The organism is Streptomyces sp. NPDC047315, assembly GCF_040643215.1.
Lineage (GTDB): Bacteria > Actinomycetota > Actinomycetes > Streptomycetales > Streptomycetaceae > Streptomyces.
This window is the reverse complement of the sequence record NZ_JBEYTZ010000004.1, coordinates 181,694-207,677: the sequence shown is the minus strand read 5'-3', so window position 1 is coordinate 207,677 and position 25,984 is coordinate 181,694. Positions and strand designations below refer to the sequence as shown.

The window sequence follows — 25,984 nt, the reverse complement described above, 5'->3', positions numbered from 1 at the left end:
CACCCGCGGGGGCCGTTCACCTATCACAGGTGGGCGGCCCCCCTATTTTTGCTTTCAGGGGGACGCATGATCGAGTTGCAGTACGTTCTAGCCGGCGACCCTGTCCGGGTCCATGCTCCGGAGACTGACGCAGACCTAGACGCATTCCGGGAATGGTTCGAAAGAGCGAACGCCCGTGGACCAATAGCAGTCGATACAGAGACCACCGGTCTCCAGATATACAGCCCCGGGTACAGGCTCCGCACGGTCCAATTCGGCGACGCCAATGACGCTTGGGTCCTGCTGTACGAGCGGGGCGGACACCATGCGGAATATGCACGGGAAGCGCTCCGCCGATGCCGGGAAATCCTGATCCACAATGCCGCATTCGATTGGCTCGTATTGGATCGGCACGCGGGTATTCCAATGGAAACCCTCGCACCCATCACGACAGATACCCGGATCCTCGCCACGCTGATTGACCCCCGTGCACCCGCAGGGGGCGGGATAGGAACGGGACTCAAGCCCCTTTCGGCGAAGTGGGTGGACCCCGCGGCCCCCGACACTCAGAACGGCCTTACAAAGGTTTTCAACGCGTTGGGTTTCACGAAAGAAACCGGATGGGCCCTAATACCCCTTACGCACAAAACCTATTTGCTGTACGCAGGGCTGGACGTGCTGCTGACGGCTCGACTCGCCCCCGCGCTCCGCGCCGAGCTGGTCCGGCTCGACGTGCGTCCCGCCCTGGTCCCGTACGAACACACCCTCGCGCGCATCTGCGCCACGATGCAGCGCCGCGGGTTGCTGGTCGACCAGGACTATGCCGTTCCCCTCGCGGGCCGGCTCGCCGAGGACGCCGAGCGGTACGGGGCGGTGGCAGCTCGGTACGGAGTCGCATCCGTCGGCAGCCCCGCGCAGGTGGCGGAAGCGCTCGCGGGTATGGGCGAGCGGCTGACGGAGCGGACCGACTCCGGGGCGTTCAAGGTAGACAAAGCTGTCCTGTTGCCGATGGCGGACCTTGACCGGGATTGGCAGCGCATCGGGGCCCGGGACCCCAACGTCCTCGCCGACGCGGTACTACGGGCCAAGCGCGCGGGGAAGTGGGGCACGACCTATGCCGCGGCCTTTCTGTCGAATGCTGATGCCGACAGTCGCATTCACCCGACGATATCGCCGCTCGCCGCACGCACGGGCAGGATGAGTGTCACGGCGGGACTGCATCAGCTACCGTCCTCGGACCACGTCATTCGGCGCGCGATCATCGCCGAGCCCGGGCACGTCGTGATCTCGACCGACTTCCAGGCTGTTGAAATGCGGGTCCTCGCGGCCCTCGCTAAGGTCCGCCGGATGATTGAAGCTCTTTCAGCAGGCGAGGACTTGCACAGCTTCACCGCCGAACTTCTTTTCGGAAAGGACTTTACTCCGGGGCATCGGAAGCTTGCCAAAGGGACCGGCCTCGGGAAAATCTACGGTGGCGGAGCTATCACTATTGCCCGCCAAACTGGCGCCCCCATCGAGGACGTGCAGCGAACTCTGAAGGCGTACGACCATCTTTATCCAGAGATTCGGCGCGCGTCCTCGCGGTGGCAGAGGCAGGCTTTCCAAAACGGCATGGTTTTTATCTCCGCTACCGGTCGCAGGCTTCCGCTGGACCGGGATCGATCGTATTCCGTCGTTAATTACGCCTGTCAAAGCGCGGCGCGGGACCTGTTGGGGCAAGCCCTCATTACTGCCGAGGAATCCGGGATGCTCGAATACATGCGACTCCCCATTCATGACGAAATCCTCGCGTCAGCTCCGCGGGAAGACTCTGAGGAGATAGCCCGCGAGTTTGAACGCTGCATGACGATGAACCTCTACGGGGTACCGATCACGGCAGACGCAGAGGTCGGAGGACGGTCTTGGGGAAGCCTCTACGGCGCAGCAGAGTAAAGACGTTTGGTCAAGCGGAACTTGGACTAATGGCATGCCGCTTGGTTGCACATCACTTCATAACAGGAACATCACGAGTTTCATGATCTCTTCACATATTGAATCCGGACAGTAGTCAATTTCGGTAACGAATTCGCCGTGAGTCGCCAAAGGTTGCATCTAGCGCCTCAATACTAACAACTCATACCTATATCCATACTTTTACCCGCTTCGTCCGCATTGTTGCTCCGCATTCGCGTTCCTAGATTTGCTGCCACGCAGCGATAAGGCAATGCGCAAGCCCCGTCCCTGCACCCCTGGGACGGGGCATTTTCATGCCCTTTTGCATGCGCATTGTTGAAGCGCCAGAGGTGCCTTTGCCCGCCCTCTCGCGCCGTTCCGGGAATCCCTCGGTCCCTATCAGGGGCCAACCACCCACACCCGGAACGGTGCCCCTTGACGACGCTCACGCACACCCAAATTGCCAACGCCAAAAACAACGAACTTGACGCGGTCTCCGCGGTCATTCGGGAAACAGAAGACCTGGTGATCGGCCGAGCTCGCAGGTTCGCCACGACGGGTGGATACACGGATTCCGACCTTATGGAAGACCTCGCGCAGGTGGGCCGCATAGCCGTTTGGGAAGCAATCAGCGCTTTCGCCGGAGACGACCCTGCCCACTTTGTCGCGCATGCCGATCGGAGTATTAAGCGAGCCATGGAAGACACGCGACGGGAAGTAACTCGTCCCGGGGTAAGTGTGTTCACGGCCAAGCGCTTTGAGGCCGCAATAAGCCTCGCGGGTGGTGACCCCTACGAAGCAGAACGGATCGCAGCGTCCGAGGATCGGGGAGACGAGAAACTGACCCCCGAACTTGCCCGCGCCGCACGCCTTTCGTGGATGGGGTTGGACTCGCTGGATCGCCCCTTCAACGTCGCCATAACCGGCAAACACATCACGTTGGGGGACGTGATCGCTAAGGAAATGGAAGGCCCCTCAGACTTGGTCGACTCCCGCGATATCGCCGCGCACCGCCGACGCGTCATCGGCGACCAGGTGCACCGCGCGTTGGGGCATCTGTCCGACCGGCAACGGCACGTCGTCAAGGCTGCCCACGGCATCACGCCCGTTCCGCTGTACCGAGCAGGCGAGGACGATGCCGAGTTGGCCGCGGACATGGACGTAACCCCGTACCAGGTTCAGCAGGCTCGAACCAAGGGGCAAAGGCGGTTCGCCGAGCTGTACCGAGCTGGTGCCCGCGCATGGTGACGATTGCGCCAGATAGCCATCCATCGGCACCTAACGCGCACGTCTGCGTACCACTAGGTAGGTACAGACCAGGGGCGCCGGGGGCGCCGTTGGCCTGTCGCTGCACTCGCGAATATGCCTGGTGCATCTGACTCCAACTCGCGCTACTGCTCGGGCGGTTGGGCACTCGCAGCTCTTTGCATTCAGTTGCTCGACGTTTGCTGCGAAGTGACGATGCGTGGCGACTTAGGCGCCCTTCAGTGAGGTTTCGCGGAACGGCAACTATCAGCCAATCGTGGCGCATACCGGTTCCGTTGCAGGTCAGGAGGGCGCTAAATGGAGATGGCTTTACCGTCCAGTTGTCCGGAACGGATCCTTCCTTTAATCGAACGCACGTACTACGGTGAGGAAATGGTCACGCACAGTCAGGAGTACACCGCACAGACGACAGTCGAGATTCCCGGTAGCAACGGCACGTGGGGAGCGTGCTCCTCGCTACCGACCGTCCTGGGGGAGGACCAAATCCGTTCCTGCACAGACCTAACGCGCGCCCTGGTGACTCTAGGGAACGCCGTGAGCCACCTACTCACCGTGCCAACGGTGACTCGCTTCCGCCTGGTGTCACGTGACCACGCGAACCGCTCATTGGTCGGCTCCGTCGAATGGAGCCGTCACACCTGCGGCCTCTGGGCGCCGCTCGACGACCCCCTGACCGCATGTACCTACGGGCAGCACGTACCAAGACGCATGGGGCTGGTCGCATGAGGACGGTGGTCAAGTACGAGCGTCGGTTCGTCGTCGCCCGCGGGACCGAGCACGCAGCGAACGACGTCATGCACCAGCTCGCCGCAGTGCTCCGCGCGAGCGGCCTCGCCGACCGGTACGGGCTTTACGTCGAGCGGTACTCCGGCCCCCTGCGATGGGCGGTCTACCTGGTCGACCGGACCCCTGCGGCGCCGGCCCCGGGGCCTTGGGAGCGAGCCTTGATGTGCCTCGCCCTCGCTGGCTGATCGCCGCGGGCAGGGTGCCGCTCGCCTGAACCCGGGTACATCCTCTGGCAGGGCCGTAGGTTGGGCGCGACGTACCGCGGGCCCCCGAGAGAGGTGGAGTCGATGTCCCGAGAAGTAGGCGACAACATCAAGCGTCTTAGGCGCATCGCAGGGCAGTCCCAGGAAGACCTAGCAGAGGCATCCCTACTGTCCGTCAGCACGGTGCAGAAGGCCGAACGGGGACGCACGGTGCGCACCGAGACCCTGCACGCCATCGCGCGGGGGCTTGGTGTCACCACGTCCAAGCTGTTCGCGGCAGACGCACCTGACCCCGTGGTGGGCGACGACGCCACCAAGCGCAGTCTGATGCCGATTCGCGCGGCGCTCATGCCTCCGGTGGGTGTCGACGGAGTGGCCATGATCCCGGTTCACACACCCGGGGGCTTGGCTGAACTGCGCAGGAGTGTGCTTGCCACTCACGAGCTCTACGCGGCCGACGACTTTGGTGCGGTGGCTCGGGCCCTACCGCAACTTCTACGCGACGCGGAAGCGACGGTAGCTCTCGCCGAGGACGACGGAGCGCGGCAAGCGGCAGAGCGGGTGCGTGCCTTGACTCTTCTGGTAAGCGGCAAGTTCTTGACTCAAGTAAGGCAGTACGACCTTGCTTACGCTGCTCTGACCAAGGCAATTCGTACAGCACAGTCAGCGGAAGACCGAAGGGCCGCAGCAGTCGGCGTTATCGGGCTGGGCTGGCTGCTCCTGCGTCAAGATCGTTTTACCGACTGCTACAACCTCGCCGTGCGCGCAGCGGAAGAGATGGAACCCCGAATCTCAGACACCGACCCTGCTCGGGTCGGTATGTGGGGTGAGCTCTGGATGCGAGCGGCAGCAGCCGCAGTGCGGGACAACCGTCCGCAGGAGGCTAAAGCGGCTCGCCGGATGGTTGCGCGTGCGGCGGCGGGGCTCTCAGTAGAGGGGGCCGCCTTCCCGATGACATGGGGCGGGTTCGGTCCGGTCACCGCGTCTGTCAAGTCCGTAGAGGATTACTTGATTAGGGGGGACGGACGCGCAGAGGCGCGCGCAGTGCTCCGGTTGTCGGAGCGCGGGGTTCTCCGCCGCGATGCCCGTAAGCGGTCGGGGAATACCACCGCTGTCAACTGGGGCAGACATCGTCTAGACGTAGCGCACGCTCATGTACTGCTTGGGGCGCATCAAGCCGGGATGGAGGTGCTTACAGCCGTCAAGACAGCCCAACCTGAGTGGATCAAGCACCAGCCCATGGCGCGCCGGACCATGAGCGACATCCTTCGGACCCGCAAGCGAACTCTCACGGTTGAGATGCGGGACATGGCTGCCCACCTCGGAATCTCCGGCTAAGTCTCACGCTACGTACTAGTTCGATAGCGGCACGGAGTGTGATCGGCGCAACAGCGCCCGTGGTCCGGTGGAGTGCCCCTATCTACGGTTCCTGTGTCTGGCCTCACACCCCCCGGAGGCAGCCATGACACAACGAACCGAAGCGGACCGGACACGTCGCCGCACTCTGCATGACGCATCGGCCGGACTGCTCACCTCGCCGGCGCCCCCGCCTGCCAACCCGCCCGTGCTCGGCACGCTGCTGCACGACACGGCGCGGGACCTGGTGGGCGAGTTCCGGGGAGTCTCCAACGACCGTTGGACGCTCCGCCCCTCGGGCGGGGGAGAGAACTGGTCCGTCCTCCCTGAACACACCGAGCCCGCCGATACCGTCGCGCAGCTCCGGGCCCGTACTCGGGCTGACGAGATCACTCGTCGGGCGTACCGCCGATGAACGGGCCGTACCTGGCCGAGGTGACCGCCGAGGGGCCCGCAAATGGCAAGCTGGTCTGCGTCAAACTCGGATCGACCTCGGCCCCCTCACCCCGCCTTGCGCTGCGCTGGTTACGAGATCGAGCGCGCAGCCTCGCCGATGGCATGGACCCGGACCCGGCTGCCCCGTGGTTCCGGGCCACCCCGGGCGCACTGTTCCAGTTGCCCGAGCCGGGCAACGACGCGCCCACCGACCTACGGCGATGGTGTGCGGACGAGAAAGCTCAAGCGGACGCCTTATCGGCCCTCGCCTCCGGGTATCCCGTCATGCGCACGGTGACCGACGACGGGTGTAGTTACACCTTTGCGATATGGCCCGTGTTGGGCGGGACGTTCCACGCGGACCACCGTCCCGAGTCGAGCACGGCCGGCATGTCCCGCGCGAGTCCGTGACGCGTGTGTTCTCCGTTTGTCCACCACACGCACTCACCTTGGACCCGCTATGCCCGAGCCTCACCCTGCTTCCCTTCTGACCGATCTTCGGAACTCCCTGGACACGTTGGCCGTGTGGGAGTCGTACCCGTGGCCCGATGTGGCGATGATCGCGCGCCGAGTCGGCCCCCTGGTACTCGATGCCGTAGCGGTTCACGGTCTGTGGGATCAGTTCACGGCGCACGACCAGGCCGCCGCGCACTGGACCATGGCGGACAGTCGTCGCATCCACCACAGGTGGACGGGTGGGAACTCTTCCGAGTACGGAAAAGTGCTCCACCGGTTCGCCGCGGAAGCTGCGTACTTCGCCTTCAAGTGCGAGCCGACACAGGCCGAGCGGTGGCCCGAGACCAGCCCCGCGCGCACGGTCAGGGGGCGGAGCGCCGTATTTCTTTGGCGCGCGTTCGAGGGGCTGCCCGAACCGTGGCAAGCGTGTGTCCTGCGGCAGTGCGCGGCACCGGAACCGGTGCTGACGCTTCCCGGGCGGGCACCCGAGCCCGAACCCGAGCGGCCCACCCTCACAACGGCTCTTGCCCTCGCTGCTGCGAAAGCCGAGCGAGGCACGGAACCCCCCGCGGCGCCCCCGTTCGACAACCGAGCTGGCGCGTCCCCCGAGCTGGTGTCCCGCCTTGCGCGGCTGCCCGAAGCATGGCGCGTGGAAGCGCTGCGCCGTGTCGCCGACGGAGACGACCCCGCACAGGTGGTCTCCGACGCAGCGCAAGCTATCAACGTGCTACGTCCGGTTGGGATCCTGATCGGCTGGAACGCTCCGGACCCCCTCACCGGGTAACTCGACTTCGTAAACGCCGCCCTCGGCAACGGCCCCGTATTGCGCCGCGGGATGTTCCAGCCGAGGGCGGACCACACACCCGCTTCGCGCGACAGCGCTCGCTATCAAGCGCTGTGAAGGAGACGCGCGAACGCGGGCAAGGGGCGGGGTTAAGGTGCCCCGCCCCCGGCTTCGGTCGTCCCCGTCCCCCGCAGGACGGCCGGAGCCGCACCCCCTTGGAGAGGCCATGTTCACCATTGATCAGCTCACCGCAGAGCAACCCGGCCCGCCCGCCCCCGACCGGTGCGACTGGTGCTTTCTGCTCCGTGGGCTGATGAACGAACGGGCACAGGCCGCAGACATCACGGGTGTCTACCGCGCTCGGGAACTCCGTGCGCTCCACGAAAACCGGGCGCATCCGGGCCGACGAAAGCAGGTACCGCAGGCACGGCAGGAACCGCGCGGAACGGACGTTCGGAAGTCTCCGCAGCCGCGTCGATCCAGCCTCACCCCAGCCATGAAGAGGGCCCTAGCCGATCAAGAACGCATCGTGGAGCGGTACTTGATGGGAGCCGTACTCACCAGGCTTGCCAGCGAGTACGGAGTGTCCTGGGGCTGGCTCGCTGCGCGGCTTGACGGTTGGGGCATTGCTCGACGCGGCTACGTCGAAGCGAACCGGGTCCGTCTCGCCTCTGCGGCCCCGCCTAAATCCGTCCCTCGGTCTGCTGTCACTCCGAACGGCGGAGATGGACGACAGCCAAAGGGCTCAACACCAACCGAGTAGGAGCATGTGATGTCCGAGGAACCGCGCGACGAGGCGGTAAACACGATCGCAGCCATGGGAGCAGCCGCCGCAGCAGCACGTGACACCACTCTGCCCCCGGAAATCCGGGCGGTAGCGAAAAACTCCGCCACGATCGCGGCGAACAAGCTGGCTGACGAACACCGCAGGGACTAGCCCTACTCCTCAACAGCACGCGGAAAGGACCGACGCATGACCACGCTCGTAGACCCACCCACCCACTTCCCGGTTGCCGGTATCCAGACCCTTGAACTGGAGATCACCGGCAAGTGCCAACTCACGTGCTCTCACTGCCTGTCCGCGTCGAGCCCGCAGGCGACGCACGGCACGATGACCCCCGCCGACTGGCGACAGGTGATCACTGACGCTGCCGCACTCGGCATCCCGCGTGTTCAGCTCATTGGGGGCGAGCCGACCGTTCACCCGCAGTGGCGCAGCTTCACCGATCACGCGCTCTCGCTCGGGCTCGGCGTTCAGGTGTATTCGAACCTGTTCAACGTCGCATGGTCCTGGTGGGAGACGTTCGAGCGGGACGGGGTGACTCTCGCAACCAGCTACTACAGCGATACCCCCGCCGAACACGACGAGATCACGGGCAAGCCCGGGTCGTACCTCCGCACCCGCGGCAACATCGAGGAGGCGTTACGCCGCGGAATCCCGCTATACGTCGGCATCGTGGACGTGCTCGACGGGCAGCGCGTCACGGAAGCGCGTGCCGAGCTGAACCGCATCGGCGTAACGCACATCAACACCGACCGGGTACGCGCCGTTGGCCGTGCGATGCTCCCCGGGCAGTCTCCGACGCTGGATGAAATGTGCGGCCGGTGCACCCGTGGACGTGCTGCCGTACTCCCGAACGGGGATCTCGCCGGCTGCGTGCTCGCCCGGAACTTCCCGTGTGGCAACGTCCGGGAAACCAGGCTCGCCGAGCTGTTCAACGGGAAGGAGTGGTCATCCCTCAGCGCGAGCATCCCGCCCCCCCGCGTTGGTGCGTGCCCGCCCGACGACTCGGGCGACTGCGACCCTGCCAACACGGAAGCTTGTGATCCCGCTTACTGAAAGGGCCGCCATGGATTGGGAAGCAAGAGCGGAAGCACTCGCCGACAAGGTGACCGACCCTGACTCGCGGTGGCTCGCGCCGGTCGCAAGAGTGCCCCGGCACGAGTTGGTCCCACGTTGGTGGGAAAGGGAACCCGCGGGCGGATGGACTCTGCGCGACGGTGCGTCGGACCTCACCGCGTGGATGGATGCGGCCTACTCGGATCGGTCGCTGATTACCCGAGTCGGAGCGCTGCACGCAGACCACGCCGAGCCGGGCGACCAGGCCGAGGGGTTGCCTACGTCCTCGGCAACGCTGCCAAGTTTGGTCGTTCGGATGCTGCGCCATGGACGGCTCGGGGCCGGGCTCAGTCTGCTTGACCTCGGGACCGGGGCAGGCGGGCTCACTGCGTACGCCGCGTGCCGGCTCGGCAGCGACCACGTGACCAGCGTGGACGTGGACCCGTATCTGACCAGTGCGGCAGCCGAACGTCTGGCCCCGATGGGGTTCCGGCCCCGGTTCCTTGCGCTGGATGCCACAGTCGAGATTCCGGGGACGTATGACCGGATCGTTGCCACCGTGGGATTGCCACCCGGTCCGGGACTTCGACCCGTGCTCGGCGCGCTCCGCGAGGGCGGACGGCTCGCAACAACCCTCGGCCGCACGTCCCTGATCCTCACCGGGTGGAAGCGCGCCAACGGGGACGTGGTCGGCGTGGTTGAGCGGGACATGGCCGGGTTCATGCTCACCCGGTCCGGCGACGACTACCCGTCCGAGCTTGCCGAGGTGTTCGCCCTCGCTCGGGAAGCGGACGGGGACGAGATCAGCACGGGGCGATATCCCGTGGTGGACGTGTCCGCAGCGTGGGAAGTGCGCTCCATGCTGGAAGTCACCACGCCCGGTGTGGAAACCGGGTATGAGACCAGCGGACGGACGCGCACCGCCTATCTCGTCCACCCGGACGGTTCATGGGCCCGCGCTTCAGCCGAGTGGACCGCCCCGCCGGAAGTCCACCAGAACGGGCCGCAACGTCTCTGGTCCGAACTGGAGCGCATCCGGAATCGGCTCAATGCCGAGGGCGGGTTACCCCTGTACGGCGCTCAGGCACGCATCACACCGGATGGTGTCGTTCATCTGTCCCGTGGCCGGTGGAAGGCGACCATGGGGGCATGAAAGCCCCGGCACGGCGAACGGCATGACCGTTCGAAAGCTCACCGTGCCGGACCGTGGCACTCCCGATCGGACCAGCCCCGAGCACGGGTAGACGTGCCCGATCTGAGCCGACGGGCTCAGGCTCTCGCCCCGATCCGCCCCCGTACGCGGGGTGCCGCTCCACGGAGCGGTGAGAGTGCCACCAAGGCCCCGTCCGTGTGCTGCCCCCGTGGCGCATGGGCGGGGCTCCAACTGCCTAGTGTGCAGCCGGCTACGCGTCGCCCTGGTCGTCCTCGGTAGACCGAACGAAGGTCCCAAGGTTCGGCACCGTCAAGATCAGCCCAGCATCCCTCAACGCTGCTGTGGCCTTACGAATTGTGTCTCGGTTCACGCCGAACTCAGCCGCAAGCCTCACCTCTGAGAGCTGGAAGCGCTCCGGGTACTGCCCGCTCTTGATCCGTCGCGTGATCTCTTCCGCGATCTGCTGCCACTTCGGGCGCGTTGGGTCGAACTCCACACCTTGACGCTACCGAGGGGGCCACCGTGGCGCACTTCCATCCACGTCCACCCATCGGGGTGGACAGGGGTGGACAGGTTGCCTAGGTTCTCAACTGAAAGCGCCCCGACAGACCGCGTAGGACCGGTCTATCGGGGCTCCGCCGATCAGCTTTCTGAGGAGCTGAAGCGACATGCGAGACCCTATCGTCCACGTCCTTACGTGGCTGCTGCGCCTACTCGTCCCCGCCCGGGGTCGTCACCGCGCCCCCTCCACGACGACTCGCCCCGCCCCGGTCGTCATCTGCGCGCCCCGCACGCCTATCCCCGTGCACGTCCTCGCCCGGACCATGCCGGCCCCACCCCGAACGTTCCGCATCCCCCCGTACATGGGCCCGTGGATCGAGAGGCAACAGCAGGCGCAGCGCCGTATAGCGGTCGCTCTGGCCCTCGCGGGCATCGATTACGCCTACGTGCCCGAGGGCATCACGGCGGTGGTCGCATGACCCGCGACTGGCTGCGCACGGAGACCGCCGAGCCGTTCACCGCGTGGTGCGTCCACTGCGAACGCGAAACCTCCGCACCTGTCGTCGTTGGCTTCATAGAGCGTGCGAGCGGAGCACCGGCGCTCCAGTACGCATGCCCCGAGGACGCAACGCAGTATGGCGCCGGACCGAGCCCAGACGACGTGATCAGGTAGCGCACCAGGTAGGCAGTGCCAGCCCCGTTCGGCCACGTGCCGGACGGGGCTTTCTGCGTTCCCACGTCGACCGGGCGCCCATCTGGCTACCGTGCTGCGCATGACCACCATCGACTACGGCGCGCTCGCCGTTGACCTCCTCCGCCGTACTGAAGCAGCCGTAGAAGCCGTTGCCCACTTGGCCGTTGATACCGGGATCACGTTCAAGATTGACGACATCGTGCAACGGGTCGAGGACGAGCTTCCCGACGACTACCCCAGCCCCACCACGGGGAACCAGAGCAGGCGGGATGTGGTCGCCGAGATGGCACGCGACATTCTCTCTGGCGAGGCGTACGACGACTGACCACCCCGCAGACACGACGCCCCGTTCGACCACGTGCCGGATGGGGCTCTCGTGTATCTGCGGTGCAGTCGACGTGATCAGTGTGTAATGAGCACGTGCAGTTAAGTGATCAGGGAGGGGACGCACGTGGAGCGGAAGACATGGTTCGTCGTGGGGGGCGCGGTGCTGGCGCTCGGAGCCGTCTTGTCACTGTTCGAGGACGACGACAAGAAGACTGACGACAAGCCCACAGCCAAGTCGTCCGCCGTAGCGTCATCAGAGCCAGGCAAGTCCGCTGCGGAGCCGTCAGCGCCCGTCGCAGGAAGCGGCGTACCAACACCGGACGCGCAGCAGCGTGCAGCCCTCATACAGGCTCTGGCAGCCGTAGACGCAGGCTTGGCTACCAAGGAGGAGCGCGCGGTCAGTAGAGCCCGCTCCGTGTGTCTGGACGTCAAGGAAGGCAAGGACGCAGCGACGGTTCAAAGCAATGCGAAGCAACGGTTCGAGGGTGGAACGGTGCCGAGCCTCAACGACGACCAGGCGGGGCGCATCGTGTCCGCGGTGAAGTCGTCGTTCTGCGTCTGACCCTGCAACAGAACGCCCCGTTCGGCCACGCGCCGGACGGGGCTTTTCTGCGTCTGACCTGGTGCTTTTCGAGTTGTAAGGGTGTAGGGTCTGCGCAGTTCCCCGCGCCCCTAAAACCTCTGCCCTCGGCCTGCAGACAAGTGACGGGGGCAGCGAAACAGGGGCGCGGGGAACTGCGCGAACAACCACGACGCACCCGCAGAGACCAAACCTGCCCGCAGGGCTACGGCGGGAATGTCAGGGGCGCGAGGAACTGCGCGACAAGCCACGGACGGGGCGCGGGCGGCACGCAAGCGCAGCACCCCGTGGCGGGAAGCCGTCAGCGCGCCCGGCCGCAGGGCACGGGCGCACCCCAACCACCCCCGAGCCCACAAGGACACGCACCGTGCTCGACGTCCGCCGCACCGTCGACGCAGTCTGGAAGCAGGAGTCCGCCCGGATCGTCGCCGGGCTCACGCGACTGGTCCGCGACGTCGGCCTCGCCGAGGAGTTGGCCCAGGACGCACTCGTGTCAGCCCTGGAACAGTGGCCGCAGTCGGGCGTCCCGGAGAACCCGGGCGCCTGGCTGACTGCCGTCGCCAAGCGGCGCGCGGTCGACGAGATCCGGCGCGCGCGGACCCGGGAGCGGGCCGCGGACGTGCTGGCGCACGAGGCCCGCGAGGAGGCCCGGCAGCAAGCCGACGCCGACGGCGACGGCGACGGCGACGGCCAAGACGACGTCCTGCGGCTGATGTTCGTCTCCTGCCACCCCGTCCTGTCCACCGACGCCCGCGCCGCCCTCACCCTGCGCCTGCTCGGCGGGCTGACGGCCGCCGAGATCGCCCGCGCCTTCCTCACCACCGAGACGACGATCGCCCGCCGCATCGCCGACGCCAAGCGCACCCTCGCCGGCGAGCGCGTCCCCTTCGAACTGCCCGACGCCGCAGCCCTCGCCGACCGGCTGTCCGCAGTCCTGGAGGTCGTGTACCTGATCTTCAACGAGGGGTACTCGGCCACCAGCGGCGACGACCTGATGCGCCCCGGCCTCACCCTCGAAGCGCTCCGGCTCGGCCGGCTGCTCGCCCGACTGGCCCCCGCCGAGCCCGAAGTCCACGGCCTGGTCGCCCTGATGGAGATCCAGGAGTCCCGCTCGGCCGCCCGCACGGGCCCCGCCGGAGAGCCGGTCCCGCTCCACGAGCAGAACCGCGGACGTTGGGACCGCCTGCTGATCCGCCGCGGCGTCGCCGCCATGCTGCGCGCCCGCGACGCCGCCCGGGCCGCGGGCGGCGCGCCGCCGGGACCGTACGTCCTCCAGGCCGCCATCGCGATCACCCATGCCCAGGCGCCCTCCGCGGCCGACACCGACTGGGCGGGCATCGCGGGGCTGTACGAGGCGCTGGAGCGGCTGGTGCCCACCCCGGTCGTACGGCTCAACCGGGCCGTGGCCGTCGGCCACGCGCTCGGCCCGGAGGCCGGCCTCGCCCTCGTGGCCGACCTCGACGCCGACCCCGCCCTGCGCGACTACCACCTGCTGCCCGGCGTCCGCGGCGACCTGCTCGTCCGGATCGGCCGGTACGAAGAGGCCCGTAGGGACTTCGAACGGGCCGCCGGGCTGACGGCGAACGCGGCCGAGCGGGCGTTCCTGCGCCGCAGGGCGGACGCCGCAGCCCTCGCGTCCGCGCACACCGAGCCGTCGGCGCAGCGCCCGGACGGGGTCGCGCTCGGCGCCGCCGCGGCCGAATTCCTCGCCCGCGACGACCTGGACGCCGCCAGCGTCCGCTCGTACGGCCAGACGTTGGGGCGGCTGCGCCGCTCCCTCGGGGACGCCTTCCCGCTGTCGGCGCTCACCGCGCAGACCGTCGACCGGGTGTTCACCACGGCGTGGTCGCGGGCCGCGCCCGCCACCTGGAACCGCCACCGCTCGGCGTTCCGCTCCTTCGCCTCCTGGGCCGGGCTCGACGCGTCGGTGGCCGCGGGCCCCGAGCGGAGGGCCGGGGCGTCGGCGCCCACCCGCCCGCTCGCCCCGGCGGACCTCGACGCCCTCTTCGCCCGGGACGACGTACCGCTGCGGGAACGCGCCCTGTGGCGGCTGCTCCACGAGTCGGGCGCACCGGTGACGGCCGTGCTCGCGCTGAACGTGACGGACCTGGACGCGGCGGCCCTGGAGGACCGCAGGGTCCGGGCGGGGGAGCGCTGGATCACCTGGCGCGCGGGCACCGCCCGACTGCTGCCGGAGCTGATCGCGGGCCGCCGGGGCGGGCCCCTCTTCCTCACCGACCGCCGCCCGGGCCCGGCCCGCCGCCGTGCGTCGGCCGCCGACGTCTGCCCCGACTCGGGCCGCGCCCGGCTGAGTTACGAACGGGCCGAACACCTCTTCAAGCAGTCGACGAAGCCGCTGGACGCGGACGGCGCGGGGTGGACGCTGCGGCAGCTCAGGGCAGGGTGACGCATCAGGCGCGGCGGAGCGCCGGCGCCGGGACCGTACGGCGGTATATCTGGCGGGAGCCGCCCTCGGGGCCGGGTTCGGTGGGCTCGCCGGGGGCGAAGCCGAGTCCTTCGTAGAAGGTCCGTGCCCCGCTGGTGACGGCGCCGGGGTGGTCCGCGCCGAAGGTGACCACCTCGATGGTGCCGGGGCCGCGCACGTACCGGTCGACGGCTTCGGCCATCAGCGCCCGGCCGACTCCCCGGCCCCGGGCCCGCTGCGCGACCACGAGCCAGTCGACGTGGTGCAGCGGTGCGTGGGCGTGGTCGAAGAGGAGACCGCCCAGCAACGTCCCTTCGGAGGCGGGGTCTTCGAACACGAGCGCCGTGCCGCGGCGGACGTGCTCCGCGAGCGCCCCGTGGAACCCCGGCTCCTCGACCATCGGGCCGAACCAGTGCTCGACCTCGGCCGCGAGGTCGAGGAGGCCGGACACGTCGTGCTCGTTCGCGAGTCGGATCGTCATCCGGCCAGTCTCGCAGCGCCCGCCCGGTGCCGAGCACGCCCCGGGGCCGGCGCCAACGGCGGCCGGCCCCTCCTGCTTCAGCGCCGGGCCGTCAGCACTGTACGGACGACGCGGTGTCGTTCTCGCTCGCGAGCACGTTGACCCGGTAGCGGTTGTACATGACGTGGGAGTCGCCGCCCCGGTAGGCGTGCGTCCACCACCAACAGGTCACGCCGGTGTCGTTGGACCACGACGACATCTGGTCGTTGAAGCCGTAGTCGCCGAGGAAGCCGACGTAATCACCGGCCTTGATGGCGACGCCCCCACCGGTGAAGTTGTAGTCCCGGTAGAGGCAGAGACTGTTGGATGGGCAGTTCGACCCGGAGAAGTGGGTGACGGCTGCCGCGGCACGCTCGGTGGCTGTGGGCGCCGCGGGCGCCGCGGGCGTGGCGGCGGACGGCGCGGCGGCGAGACCGGCGGTTAGGGCGGCAGCGGCGGCGAGCAGAGCGATCCGACGCATGGTGGAACCTCCTGGTTTGGGGTGGATGCACCGGGTTATCCCGGTGTAGTGGGGAGGTTGTCCACGCCCGGATGCCCCCAATCCGGCCCCTCACCCGGATGGCCAGGGCGCACGGTGGTGCGGGCGGCAGCGCGCGACGACGACGGGGCGCGGCGGTCCCGTGGTCGGAACTGCCGTGCCCCGAAGCGCTGTTGGGGAAGCCGGCTCAGCCGGCGCCGACCGTCTGTTTCTGCGGCAGCACCCGGGCGAGCAGATGGGAGCGCCCGGCCGCCAGCGGACCGAGGACCGCCAGGATCAGCACGTATCCCGCGATGAAGGGGGAGAGCCGGTCGTCCAGTCCGGCGGACGCGGCCATCGTCGCGAGGATCAGGGCGAACTCGCCGCGCGCCAACAGGGTGGTGGAGATGTTCGCGGCGGGCTCGGAGCCGAAGTCGTACAGCCGCGCGGCGGCGAGGCCGGCCAGTACGTTCATCGCCAGGGTCACGGCGACGGCGGCGAGCACCGGCCACAGGACGGTCGGCAGGTCGCCCGGGTCGATGGAGAGCCCGAAGGCGAAGAAGAAGATCGCGCCGAAGGCGTCCCGCAGGGGGTGGACCAGCTTGCGGATCCGGTCGCCGGAGGCGGTGGAGCCGAGCATCAGGCCGACCATGAACGCGCCGATGGCGTCGGCGACTCCGAACCACTCGGAGACGCCGGCGAGGAAGACGGCGGCGCCGAGGAAGGAGATGACGAGGAGCTCGTCGTCGCGGGTGTTGATGAGCCGGCCGATGACCTTGGTGCCGAACCGGGCGACCAGCGCCAGCGCCAGCAGGAAGCCGAACGCCTTGCCGGCGTCCATCACCGCGGCTGCCAGGCTGTCCGCGCCGGAGAGGATGGGCTGCAGGGCGGCCAGGTAGAGCGCGAGGAAGATGTCCTCGACGACGATGATGCCGAGGATCGGCTTGGTCTCGGCGTTGCCGATCCGGTTGAGGTCGACGAGGACCTTCGTCACGATCGCGGACGACGAGATGCCGAGCACACCGGCGAGCACCAGCGCCTCGGAGGTGCCCCAGCCGAGCGCGAAGCCGAAGCCGAGGCCGGCGCCGACGTTCAGCAGCAGGTAGACGCCGCCGGCGATGGCCATGCGGCGGCCACCGGCTTTGAGGTCGTCGAGGTGGAATTCGAGACCCAGGTAGAACAGGAGCAGGACCAGGCCGAGGGCGGAGAGCATCTCCAACTCGTGCGGGTCCGAGACGAGCACGAAGCCGGGGGTGTGCGGCCCCAGCAGGATGCCGGCCAGGATGAAGAGGGGGATCGTGGGCAGACCTATGCGTCCGCCGACCCGGGCGAGAAAGGCGGCTGCCAGGAAGGCGCCGCCCATGGCTATGAGGGTGTCTGCGTGTCCGATGGCTCAATCCTTCGGCTGTTGGGTCGACCGGGCGGCGTCCCGTGCAGGACTGCGGACGACTGGGGACGAGTCAAAAGGGTCTTGCTGAGTCAAAAGGGCGTCAAGGAACCGTCAGTAATTAGTTTACCAAATGATTGATGTCCGCAACTATGTGATCGGGGGGCCGCCGGCCCGTGGTGGGGTTCTCCCCACCCCCGATCCGCCAGCAGCCGCCATGGTCACCCCGCCCCCGCGATCCGTAGCGTCAACAGTGTTGACCTGCACGGACGTGAATGGGGTGGCGGAGAAGATGAAGGACGTCGCAGCGGTGGAACTCCGCGGCGTACGACGCCGGTACGGACGCGGCGCGAGCGCGGTGCACGCCCTGCGCGGCATCGACCTGACCCTGCCGCACGGCACCTTCACCGCCGTGATGGGCCCGTCCGGCTCCGGCAAGTCCACCTTCCTCCAGTGCGCCGCCGGACTGGACCGCCCCACCGAGGGGTCCGTACGCCTCGCCGGCACCGAGATCACCGGGCTGAACGAGCAGAAGCTGACCGTGCTGCGCCGCACCCGGCTCGGCTTCGTCTTCCAGGCGTTCAACCTGCTGCCGTCCCTCACCGTCGAGCAGAACGTGCTGCTGCCGCTGCGGCTCGCCGGGCGCCGCCCGGACCGCGCCCGCGCCGCGGACGTCCTGGCCCGCGTCGGCCTCGCCGACAAGGCGCGCCGTCGCCCCACCGAGCTCTCCGGCGGCCAGCAGCAGCGCGTCGCCCTCGCCCGCGCCCTGGTCACCCGGCCCGACGTGGTCTTCGCCGACGAGCCGACGGGCGCCCTGGACACCACCACGGCGGGCGAAGTGCTCGCCCTGCTGCGCTCCGCCGTGGACGACCTCGGCGCCACCGTCGTCATGGTCACCCACGACCCCGCCGCCGCCGTCCACGCGGACCAGGTCCTCTTCCTCGCCGACGGCGCGATCAGCACCAGCCTCGCCGGCGCCGACGCCGTCACGATCGCCGCCCGCATGGCGTCCCTCACCCGGGGCACCGCGCGCACCGACGGCCCGCGCCCCGGCCGTGCGACGGCGGCGGCCTGATGTTCGCCCCCAACGGCCTCGCCCGCGCCGCCGTCCGCTTCCGCCCCTCCGCCTTCGCCGGCACCTTCGTCGCCCTGCTGTTCACCGCCGCGATCGTGTCCGCCTGCGGCATCATGCTGGAGACCGGTCTGCGGATCTCCCTGCCCGCGCAGCGGTACGCGGGCGCGCCCGTCGTCGTGGCGCCCGACCCGCTCGCCCGGCTCACCGTCGGCAGCGGAGACGAGAGCTACGACAGCGGCAGCCAGGTCCCCGGCACCCCGCGCCTGGACCGCTCCTTCGTCGAGCGCACCGCGGCCGTGCCGGGCGTCGCGTCCGCCGTCGGCGACGTCAGCTATCCCGTACGCCTCGACGGCGCCACGCTGACCGCCCAGGGCTACGGCGCGGCCCGGTTCACCGGGGTCACGCTCACCGCCGGCCGGGCGCCCGGCGCCGACGGCGTGGTCGTCGGCGGCCCCGGCGCCCTGCCGCGCCCCGGCGAGCGGATCACCCTCGAAACCCCCGCAGGACCGCGCGCCCTCACCGTCTCCGGACGCACCGACACCCCCGGCGCCTGGCTCGCCGACCCCACCGCCGTCGCCCTGTCGGGCCACCCCGAGCAGGTCGACGCGATCGCCGTCCAGCCCGCCCCCGGCACCACCGCCGCCCAGCTCAAGAAGCAGCTCGCCGCGGTGTACGGAAAGGGCGACGGCGCGCCCCGGGTCCTCACCGGCGACGCCCGGCGCACCGCCGAGGACGCCTCGATCGCCGATGCCCGTGAGGTGCTCGAAGGCATCGGTGCCTCCTTCGGCGGCGTCGCCACCCTCGTCGCCGTCTTCACCGCCTCCGCGACGGTCGCCCTCTCCGTCGGGCTGCGCCGCCGGGAGTTCGCCCTGCTCCGCGCGATCGGCGCCACCCCGCGGCAGATCCGGCGCAGCATCGCCACCGAGGCCATGCTCGTCGCCCCGCTCGCCGGCGCCCTCGGCTGCCTGCCCGGAGTCGCCCTCGCCACCTGGTGGTTCGGCCAGCTCCGCGACCGGGGCGCCGTCCCCGGCGGCCTGGAGCTGACCGTCTCCGCCGTGCCGCTCGGCATCGCCGCCGGCACCGCCGTCGTCACCGCCCTGATCGCCGGGTACGCCGCCGCCCGCCGCCCCTCGAAGATCGCCCCCGGGCAGGCGCTCGCCGACGCCTCCGTGGAGCGCCTGGGCTTCGGCTGGATCCGTACGCCACTGGGCCTCGGCGTGCTCGCCGGCGGTGTGGCCCTCTCCTCCGTGGCCGCCCGCGAGTCCGGCGAGAACGCGGCGAACGCCGCACTCGGCGTCGTGATGCTCTTCCTGCTCGCGGTCGCCTTCCTCGGCCCCCACCTGGCCAAGGGCTGCGCCGCCCTGGTCGGCCTGCCGCTGCGCGCCGGCGGCGCCGCCGCGTCCCTGGCCGCCGCCAACGCCCTCGCCAACGCCCGGCGCATGGCCTCCGCCATCACCCCCATCACGCTCGCGATCGCCTTCTCCTCCGTCCTGGTCTTCCTGCACAGCAGCACCGACCGGGCCACGGAGAACCAACAACGCGCCGGCGTCCTGGCCGACTTCGTCGTCACCGGCGGCGACGGGGGAGTGCTCCCCGCCGACGCCACGGAGCGCGCCGCCGCCGTCCCCGGTGTCTCCGCCGCCGTGTCCCTGCTGCGCACCTCCGTGCTGGTGCCGCTCCACTCCGACGGCCCGTACCTGTCCAGCGCGACCGCGCAGGGCGTCGACGGCAGCCCCGCCGACCTGAGCCGGGTGCAGGACCTCGGGGTACGGGAGGGCTCGCTCGCCGCCCTCGCCCCCGGCACCGTCGCCGTGGACGCCATGCTGGCCGACTCGGCGCGGCGCGGCCTCGGTGAGGAGTTGGCGTACCGCCTGCCCGACGGCACCCCGGCCACCGCCCGGATCGTCGCCGTCTACGAACGCGGGCTCGGCCTCTCGCAGGTGACGCTGCCCGCCGCCGCCCTGCGGGCGCACGCCCCCACCGCGTACCCTTCGGAGCTGTTGGTGCGCGCCGAGTCGGGCGCGGCCGGCCCCCTCGGGGCCCTCGGCGCCGTCCGGGACCGCGCCGGCTACGCCACCGCGCAGGACCTCGACCGCGAGCTGAACGCCTGGGCGAACACCACGATGGCCGCCGTCCTCGGCGGGTTCGCCGCGGTGGCCGCCGCGAACACCCTGGTGATGACCGTGCTGGACCGCCGCCGCGAGCTGCGGATGCTCCAGCTGATCGGCTCCACCCGCAGCCAGGTGCTGCGGATGATCCGCTGGGAGGCCCTGCTGGTAACCGGCATCGGCATCGCCCTGGGCACCGCCATCGCCCTGGTCACGCTGATACCCATGGTCAGGGGATTGACCGGCGAGTCCCCGCACGTCCCGCCCCTGGTGTACGGCTCCTTCGTGGCCGGCGCGGTGCTGCTGGGCCTGGCGGCCACCGGGCTGCCCGCCCGCGCCGCCCTGCCCCGCGGCCCGGGCGCCGTCAGCCCCCGTCGGCCGGCTGTCCTCCGTCCGCTGCGTCGACGCGGTGCGTACGACTGAAGACGTGCGCCTCCCGCATCCGTCCGTCCGGCGCGAAGCGCCCGAAGAAGTGCACGTCGCTCACGGTGTCCGCCTTCCGGCCGGTCACGTGCAGGGTGTAGCGCGCGGCGAGCAGGTCGCCGTCCACCAGGGCGTCGTGCACCTCCATCCGGCTGGCGAGGGCGTTCTTGCGCACCGGCCGCAGATGCGCGGTCAGCTTCTCCCTGTCGATGACGTTGCCGTCGGCGACCTGGACGAAGCCGGGCTCGTGGAAGCGATCGACGATGGCGCCCGGGTCGTCCCCGCTGTGCAGGATCTCCTCCGTGAAGGAGGTGTAGAAGTCGGCGATGAACTTCTTCGGGTCGTCCTGGAGGTCTTGGACGTTTCGGAAGGGGGGCATCACGGCTCCTGTCGTCACGGGGACGCCGGTGGTCCCGCGGCGGGGGTAAGGTAGGCAGCCCGCCAGAACTTTGACAAGGCTGTAAGAGATGACGGAATCCCCCCGGGCGGCACACCGCCCACCGATGCAGGGCGCCGTGCGCACCACGGCGCGCGCCGCGGCGCCCGCGGGTGTTCGGCCCCGGCGCGCGGACGCCCGGCGCAGCAGGGCGGCCGTACTGGACGCGGCGGTGCGGGTGCTCGGCGAGCGCCCCGAGGCCGGCCTCGGGGCCGTCGCCGCCGCCGCGGGGGTCACCCGGCAGACGATCTACGCCCACTTCGCCTCGCGCGACGGCCTGCTCACCGCCGTCGTCGACCACATCACCGACCGGGCCGTCGCCGCCATGGACGCCGTCGACCTCGACGCGGGGCCGGCCGCCGACGCGCTGCTGCGGCTGCTGGACGCCGCAGCCCGCGCCACCGGACGCCACCCGGAGCTGGTCCGCGTGATCAACTCCCTGCCGGCGAGCCCCGAGGAGGACCGCGGTCGGCACGTCCCCGTCGTCGACCGGATCGCCCGGGTCGTCAAGCGCGGACAGGACGGCGGGGAGTTCACCGCCGACCTGCCGGCCGAATGGCTCACCACCGTCGTGGTCGCCGTGGCCCACGCCGCCCACGGGGAAGCGGAGGGCGGCGGGATGTCGGCGGACGAGGCGAACGCCGCCCTGCACACCACGGTGCTCCGCGCCCTCGGCGCAGGACACAACTCCCCACCCCGTTCCCCTTCTTCGTCGAGCAAGCGGCCCAACCCTGCCTGAAAGGTAATCGGATGGCTTGATTCCGCTTCCGCTCAGATCTCAGCAGGCGGCATACACGGCGCCGTTGGTGGCACGATGTCCCTGAGGCGGAGGCGTGCGTTCCGGTACGGCCCGAGCCGGCAAGGCGGACCGACCGAGGGTGTGATCAGTTGTGGCCATTTCGCTGTCCGTGGTGCTCCTGTTGGGCATCGTGCTGGTGGTGCTGATGAAGTCGGGCGCCCTGCGGGCGGGACCGGCCGTCACCGCGGTCCTCTTCGGCTTCTTCCTCGCCTCCACCGGCATGGCCCCGTCGATACAGCGCTTCCTGGACTCCCTGGCGAACAGCATCAACGGAATCCAGTTCTGAGCACCGACGGCGCCGAGGGCGCGGAGAGAGCACGCAGAACGGCCCGGGGCCCGGCTCGCGATCTGCGAGCCGGGCCCCGGGCCGTTCTTCCATGGAGCGGGCGACGGGAATCGAACCCGCGTAGCTAGTTTGGAAGACTAGGGCTCTACCATTGAGCTACGCCCGCAAGCACCGCGCACGGTGCGAGGTGCCGCAGGTCCGCGGCACGAAGAGCATCGTAGCGGGTCGCAGCCGGCGGACGCACACCCGATTCCCGTACACCCGAGCGCCCATCCGTGCGCCCGCCCCGTGTGCCCGTTAACCGGCAGCCGTACTGCCTGCGAACATGTACCCTACGTGTCGCACCGACGGGGTGTGGCGCAGCTTGGTAGCGCGTCCGCTTTGGGAGCGGAAGGTCGTCGGTTCGAATCCGGCCACCCCGACCACCGTCCTCATCGCCCCACAAGATCGCGTTGTGGGGCGCATCCTGCTTACAGCTACTATGCAAGCTGCGTGCCCGCGTGTCCGCGCACAGAAGAGCGGCCTAGGCGCCCTAGCCGACGGGGCAGGACGTGAAGCGGGCCGATCGGCCGGCCCGCGCCTGCGTGCGGGAACGCAGCATGACCCCAGTATTCAGCCACCAAGGAGACCGAACCGTGAAGAGCGCCGTGGAGACCCTGAACCCGACCCGGGTTCGGCTCACTGTCGAGGTGCCCTTCGAGGAGCTCAAGGACAGCCTCGACGCGGCGTACAAGAAGATCAACCAGCAGGTCACGGTCAAGGGCTTCCGCAAGGGCAAGATCCCGGCCCGCGTGATCGACCAGCGGTTCGGCCGTGGTGCGGTGCTGGAGGAGGCCGTCAACGACGCGCTGCCGAAGTTCTACACCGAGGCGATCAACGAGGCGGAGATCAACCCGCTCGGTCAGCCCGAGGTCGACATCACGGAGCTGAAGGACGGCGAGACGCTGAACTTCACCGCCGAGGTCGACGTCCGCCCCGAGATCGAGATCCCGGACTACTCCGGCATCGAGGTCGAGGTCGACGCGGTCACGGTCAGCGACGAGGACGTCGACAAGTCGGTCGAGCAGCTGCGTGAGCGGTTCGTCACCACCAGCCCGGTCGAGCGCGCCGCCGAAGACGGCGACGTCGTCACCGTCGACCTGGAGGCCAAGGTCGAGGGCGAGGTCCTGGAGGACGGCGTCGCCGACGGCGTCTCCTACACCATCGGCTCCGGCGAGCTGCTCGACGGCATCGACGAGGCCGTGAAGGGCCTGGAGGCCGGTGGCGAGGCCACCTTCACCTCCCAGCTCAAGGGCGGCTCCGCCGCGGGCAAGGACGCCGAGGTCACCGTGAAGGTCACCGCGGTCGCCGCCCGCGAGCTCCCCGAGCTGGACGACGACTTCGCACAGCTCGCCAGCGAGTTCGACACCTTCGAGGAGCTGCGCGCCGACAGCCGCAAGCGCCTGGAGAACATGAAGTCGTACGACCAGGCGACCCAGGCGCAGGAGCGCGTCCTGGAGGAGCTGCTGAAGCTGGTCGAGATCCCGATCCCCGAGAAGCTCCTCGAGGACGAGGTCAACACCCGCAAGCACAACCTGGAGCACCACCAGCTCGGCCAGATGGGCCTCGACCTCGCGAAGTACCTGGAGATCCAGGGCAAGACCGAGGAGGAGTTCGACGCCGAGACCCGCGAGCAGGCGGTCAAGGGCATCAAGACCCAGTTCGTCCTCGACGAGCTGGTCAACAAGGAGAAGCTGAACGTCAACCAGGAGGAGCTCACCGAGCACCTCATGCGGCGCGCCGCCTCCTCCGGCATGAGCCCGGACCAGTTCGCGAAGGCCGTCGTCGAGGGCAACCAGGTCCCGATGCTGGTCGGCGAGGTCGCCCGCGGCAAGGCGCTGGCCCTGGTCGTCGAGGCCGCGAAGGTCCTCGACACCAACGGTGAGGTCGTCGACCTCGACGACGCCGACGACGAGGCCGCCGAGGGCGAGACCGTCGAGGCCGCCGCCGAGGACAAGGCTGACGAGAAGGCCGCCGACAAGGCCGACGAGAAGCCCGAGGCGTAAGGCACCGAGGCCGGCCCCGGGCCGGCCCGACCCACGCCCGCGAAGGCCCGGACGCACCCGCGTCCGGGCCTTCGCCGTACCCGAACACCCGTCGTGACCTTGCGCTCCGAGCGAACAGTTCGGGAACCGGGATGGCGTTGTCCGACCTGCGCGTTAGGGTCCATGAGTACGAGGGCAGGGGAGTACCCACCCCCGGCTACGAAGACGCTGAGACGGCGGGCAGCCGTCAGAGACGAGCAGGTGGACACGTGACGAATCTGATGCCTCAAGCCGCCAGTGAGCCGTCCCTCGGTGGCCTTGGTGACCATGTCTACAACCGGCTGCTCGGTGAGCGGATCATCTACCTCGGCCAGCAGGTCGACGATGACATCGCCAACAAGATCACCGCGCAGATGCTGCTTCTCGCCGCCGACCCGGAGAAGGACATCTACCTCTACATCAACAGCCCCGGCGGCTCGGTGACCGCCGGCATGGCGGTGTACGACACGATGCAGTTCATCCCGAACGACGTCGTCACCATCGGCATGGGCATGGCCGCCTCGATGGGCCAGTTCCTGCTCACCGGCGGCACCGCCGGCAAGCGCTTCGCCCTGCCGAACACCGACATCCTCATGCACCAGGGCTCCGCCGGCCTCGGCGGCACCGCGTCCGACATCAAGATCCAGGCCGAGTACCTGCTCCGCACCAAGCAGCGCATGGCGGAGATCACCGCCCGCCACTCCGGCCAGTCCGTCGAGGCGATCCTCCGCGACGGCGACCGCGACCGCTGGTTCACCGCGGAGGAGGCCAAGGACTACGGCCTCATCGACGACATCATGTCGTCCGCGTCGCACGTCCCCGGCGGCGGCGGCACCGGCGCCTGAGCTCCCCCGAGCTCCCCGGCCCGCAGGGCCCCGAGACGGCCCACCCCGACAGCGAACCGTTGTGCAGTACGCCACCAGGATGGTGAACACCCCAATGACCGACTTCTCCGCCAGCGGCCTCTACACGGGCCCGCAGCCGGACAACCGCTACGTCGTCCCGCGCTTCGTCGAGCGCACCTCCCAGGGCGTGCGCGAGTACGACCCGTACGCCAAGCTCTTCGAGGAGCGCGTGATCTTCCTCGGCGTGCAGATCGACGACGCCTCGGCCAACGACGTCATGGCGCAGCTGCTGTGCCTGGAGTCGATGGACCCCGACCGGGACATCTCGATCTACATCAACAGCCCCGGCGGCTCCTTCACGGCGCTGACCGCGATCTACGACACGATGCAGTTCGTGAAGCCCGACATCCAGACGGTCTGCATGGGCCAGGCGGCCTCCGCCGCCGCCGTGCTGCTCGCCGCCGGCACCCCCGGCAAGCGGATGGCCCTGCCGCACGCCCGCGTCCTGATCCACCAGCCCTCCTCGCAGACCGGCCGCGAGCAGCTGTCGGACCTGGAGATCGCGGCCAACGAGATCCTGCGCATGCGCCAGCAGCTTGAGGAGATGCTGGCCAAGCACTCCACCACTCCGCTGGACAAGGTCCGCGACGACATCGAGCGCGACAAGATCCTCACCGCGGAAGACGCCCTGCAGTACGGTCTGATCGACCAGATCGTTTCCACCCGCAAGAGCACGGCGGCAGCTGCCGCCTGACCCGGTGCCGCCCGACTTGGCGCGGTCCACGACAATGTGAACCGCGCCAAGAGGGGCCCGAACGAGGGCTCCGGCAAGGTACCGTCGGATATGAGGCACCAGGAGCAGCTGCAC

Annotated in this window: 25 protein-coding genes and 2 tRNA genes; 21 read left to right on the top strand and 6 right to left on the bottom strand. The window is 69.2% G+C overall.

Features of this window, described 5'->3' with window-relative positions; genetic code table 11:
* Positions 1 to 66: 66 nt before the first annotated feature.
* The 9 genes from ABZ842_RS05985 to ABZ842_RS05945 all read left to right on the top strand — a co-directional run bounded on the left by ABZ842_RS05985 (position 67) and on the right by ABZ842_RS05945 (position 10,190).
* A complete protein-coding gene (locus ABZ842_RS05985) occupies positions 67 to 1,911 on the top strand; it encodes a DNA polymerase (protein ID WP_361532327.1) in 1,845 nt (614 codons plus the stop codon).
* Positions 1,912 to 2,346: 435 nt separating this feature from the next.
* A complete protein-coding gene (locus tag ABZ842_RS05980; protein WP_361532324.1) occupies positions 2,347 to 3,159 on the top strand; it encodes a sigma factor in 813 nt (270 codons plus the stop codon).
* A gap of 740 nt (positions 3,160 to 3,899) precedes the next feature.
* Complete coding sequence (locus ABZ842_RS05975) at positions 3,900 to 4,148, top strand: hypothetical protein (RefSeq protein ID WP_361532321.1); 249 nt, start codon at positions 3,900 to 3,902, stop codon at positions 4,146 to 4,148.
* Positions 4,149 to 4,250: 102 nt separating this feature from the next.
* The gene (locus ABZ842_RS05970; RefSeq protein WP_361532318.1) at positions 4,251 to 5,504 is read left to right on the top strand and encodes a helix-turn-helix transcriptional regulator; all 1,254 of its coding nucleotides are present in this window, start codon (positions 4,251 to 4,253) and stop codon (positions 5,502 to 5,504) included.
* A 124-nt stretch (positions 5,505 to 5,628) separates the two neighbouring features.
* Positions 5,629 to 5,937 (top strand): hypothetical protein, encoded by a 309-nt coding sequence (locus ABZ842_RS05965; RefSeq protein ID WP_361532316.1) that lies wholly within the window; start codon positions 5,629 to 5,631, stop codon positions 5,935 to 5,937.
* A complete protein-coding gene (locus ABZ842_RS05960; protein WP_361532313.1) occupies positions 5,934 to 6,368 on the top strand; it encodes a hypothetical protein in 435 nt (144 codons plus the stop codon). Before ABZ842_RS05965 ends, ABZ842_RS05960 begins: the two co-directional genes overlap by 4 nt.
* Before the next feature lie 1,601 nt (positions 6,369 to 7,969).
* Positions 7,970 to 8,134 (top strand): hypothetical protein, encoded by a 165-nt coding sequence (locus ABZ842_RS05955; protein ID WP_361532310.1) that lies wholly within the window; start codon positions 7,970 to 7,972, stop codon positions 8,132 to 8,134.
* A 36-nt stretch (positions 8,135 to 8,170) separates the two neighbouring features.
* Positions 8,171 to 9,037, top strand: coding sequence for a radical SAM protein (locus tag ABZ842_RS05950; protein ID WP_361532307.1), 867 nt, complete (start codon positions 8,171 to 8,173; stop codon positions 9,035 to 9,037).
* 10 nt (positions 9,038 to 9,047) lie between these two features.
* Positions 9,048 to 10,190: a methyltransferase domain-containing protein gene (locus ABZ842_RS05945; protein WP_361532304.1), complete on the top strand. Its 1,143-nt coding sequence runs from the start codon at positions 9,048 to 9,050 to the stop codon at positions 10,188 to 10,190.
* 250 nt (positions 10,191 to 10,440) lie between these two features.
* Here ABZ842_RS05945 and ABZ842_RS05940 read toward each other — a convergent pair whose 3' ends face one another.
* Positions 10,441 to 10,686 (bottom strand): winged helix-turn-helix domain-containing protein, encoded by a 246-nt coding sequence (locus ABZ842_RS05940; protein WP_361532302.1) that lies wholly within the window; start codon positions 10,684 to 10,686, stop codon positions 10,441 to 10,443.
* 172 nt (positions 10,687 to 10,858) lie between these two features.
* On the opposite strand from ABZ842_RS05940, the gene ABZ842_RS05935 reads away from it, so the two are divergent.
* The 4 genes from ABZ842_RS05935 (at position 10,859) to ABZ842_RS05920 (ending at position 14,699) form a co-directional block, all read left to right on the top strand.
* Positions 10,859 to 11,170: a hypothetical protein gene (locus tag ABZ842_RS05935; protein ID WP_361532299.1), complete on the top strand. Its 312-nt coding sequence runs from the start codon at positions 10,859 to 10,861 to the stop codon at positions 11,168 to 11,170.
* 294 nt (positions 11,171 to 11,464) lie between these two features.
* Positions 11,465 to 11,710, top strand: a complete 246-nt coding sequence (locus ABZ842_RS05930; RefSeq protein ID WP_361532296.1) for a hypothetical protein — start codon at positions 11,465 to 11,467, stop codon at positions 11,708 to 11,710.
* Positions 11,711 to 11,836: 126 nt separating this feature from the next.
* Positions 11,837 to 12,274: a DUF732 domain-containing protein gene (locus ABZ842_RS05925; protein WP_361532293.1), complete on the top strand. Its 438-nt coding sequence runs from the start codon at positions 11,837 to 11,839 to the stop codon at positions 12,272 to 12,274.
* A gap of 385 nt (positions 12,275 to 12,659) precedes the next feature.
* Positions 12,660 to 14,699, top strand: a complete 2,040-nt coding sequence (locus tag ABZ842_RS05920; protein WP_361532290.1) for a sigma-70 family RNA polymerase sigma factor — start codon at positions 12,660 to 12,662, stop codon at positions 14,697 to 14,699.
* 4 nt (positions 14,700 to 14,703) lie between these two features.
* Here ABZ842_RS05920 and ABZ842_RS05915 read toward each other — a convergent pair whose 3' ends face one another.
* From ABZ842_RS05915 to ABZ842_RS05905, 3 genes are all read right to left on the bottom strand, one after another.
* Complete coding sequence (locus ABZ842_RS05915) at positions 14,704 to 15,198, bottom strand: GNAT family N-acetyltransferase (RefSeq protein ID WP_361532287.1); 495 nt, start codon at positions 15,196 to 15,198, stop codon at positions 14,704 to 14,706.
* A gap of 91 nt (positions 15,199 to 15,289) precedes the next feature.
* The gene (locus ABZ842_RS05910; RefSeq protein WP_361532284.1) at positions 15,290 to 15,697 is read right to left on the bottom strand and encodes a peptidase inhibitor family I36 protein; all 408 of its coding nucleotides are present in this window, start codon (positions 15,695 to 15,697) and stop codon (positions 15,290 to 15,292) included.
* 205 nt (positions 15,698 to 15,902) lie between these two features.
* Positions 15,903 to 17,057 carry a cation:proton antiporter gene (locus ABZ842_RS05905; RefSeq protein ID WP_361532281.1) on the bottom strand — a complete coding sequence of 385 codons (1,155 nt, stop codon included), beginning with the start codon at positions 17,055 to 17,057 and terminating at the stop codon, positions 15,903 to 15,905.
* 316 nt (positions 17,058 to 17,373) lie between these two features.
* Here ABZ842_RS05905 and ABZ842_RS05900 point away from each other — a divergent pair, with 316 nt between their 5' ends.
* Both ABZ842_RS05900 and ABZ842_RS05895 read left to right on the top strand, forming a co-directional pair.
* A complete protein-coding gene (locus tag ABZ842_RS05900; protein ID WP_361532278.1) occupies positions 17,374 to 18,156 on the top strand; it encodes an ABC transporter ATP-binding protein in 783 nt (260 codons plus the stop codon).
* Positions 18,156 to 20,687 carry an FtsX-like permease family protein gene (locus tag ABZ842_RS05895; RefSeq protein WP_361532275.1) on the top strand — a complete coding sequence of 844 codons (2,532 nt, stop codon included), beginning with the start codon at positions 18,156 to 18,158 and terminating at the stop codon, positions 20,685 to 20,687. Before ABZ842_RS05900 ends, ABZ842_RS05895 begins: the two co-directional genes overlap by 1 nt.
* On the opposite strand, the gene ABZ842_RS05890 is transcribed toward ABZ842_RS05895, so the two are convergent.
* Positions 20,629 to 21,066, bottom strand: coding sequence for a nuclear transport factor 2 family protein (locus ABZ842_RS05890; RefSeq protein ID WP_361532273.1), 438 nt, complete (start codon positions 21,064 to 21,066; stop codon positions 20,629 to 20,631). The two genes, ABZ842_RS05895 and ABZ842_RS05890, sit on opposite strands and share 59 nt — an antisense overlap.
* An 88-nt stretch (positions 21,067 to 21,154) precedes the next feature.
* Between ABZ842_RS05890 and ABZ842_RS05885 the strand changes: the two genes are divergently transcribed.
* Entirely contained in the window at positions 21,155 to 21,862 is a 708-nt protein-coding gene (locus ABZ842_RS05885) for a TetR family transcriptional regulator (protein ID WP_361532270.1), read from the top strand.
* Between the two features lie 151 nt (positions 21,863 to 22,013).
* Positions 22,014 to 22,208 carry a hypothetical protein gene (locus ABZ842_RS05880; protein WP_361532267.1) on the top strand — a complete coding sequence of 65 codons (195 nt, stop codon included), beginning with the start codon at positions 22,014 to 22,016 and terminating at the stop codon, positions 22,206 to 22,208.
* A 92-nt stretch (positions 22,209 to 22,300) separates the two neighbouring features.
* Here the strand turns inward: ABZ842_RS05880 and ABZ842_RS05875 are convergent.
* Positions 22,301 to 22,374, bottom strand: a tRNA-Gly gene (locus ABZ842_RS05875).
* Positions 22,375 to 22,556: 182 nt separating this feature from the next.
* On the opposite strand from ABZ842_RS05875, the gene ABZ842_RS05870 reads away from it, so the two are divergent.
* The 4 genes from ABZ842_RS05870 to ABZ842_RS05855 all read left to right on the top strand — a co-directional run bounded on the left by ABZ842_RS05870 (position 22,557) and on the right by ABZ842_RS05855 (position 25,870).
* A tRNA-Pro gene (locus tag ABZ842_RS05870) sits at positions 22,557 to 22,633 on the top strand.
* A gap of 210 nt (positions 22,634 to 22,843) precedes the next feature.
* Entirely contained in the window at positions 22,844 to 24,253 is a 1,410-nt protein-coding gene (gene tig, locus ABZ842_RS05865; protein ID WP_361532264.1) for a trigger factor, read from the top strand.
* Between the two features lie 248 nt (positions 24,254 to 24,501).
* Complete coding sequence (locus tag ABZ842_RS05860; RefSeq protein WP_361532261.1) at positions 24,502 to 25,116, top strand: ATP-dependent Clp protease proteolytic subunit; 615 nt, start codon at positions 24,502 to 24,504, stop codon at positions 25,114 to 25,116.
* Positions 25,117 to 25,195: 79 nt separating this feature from the next.
* Entirely contained in the window at positions 25,196 to 25,870 is a 675-nt protein-coding gene (locus ABZ842_RS05855; RefSeq protein WP_361532258.1) for an ATP-dependent Clp protease proteolytic subunit, read from the top strand.
* Positions 25,871 to 25,984: the final 114 nt, after the last annotated feature.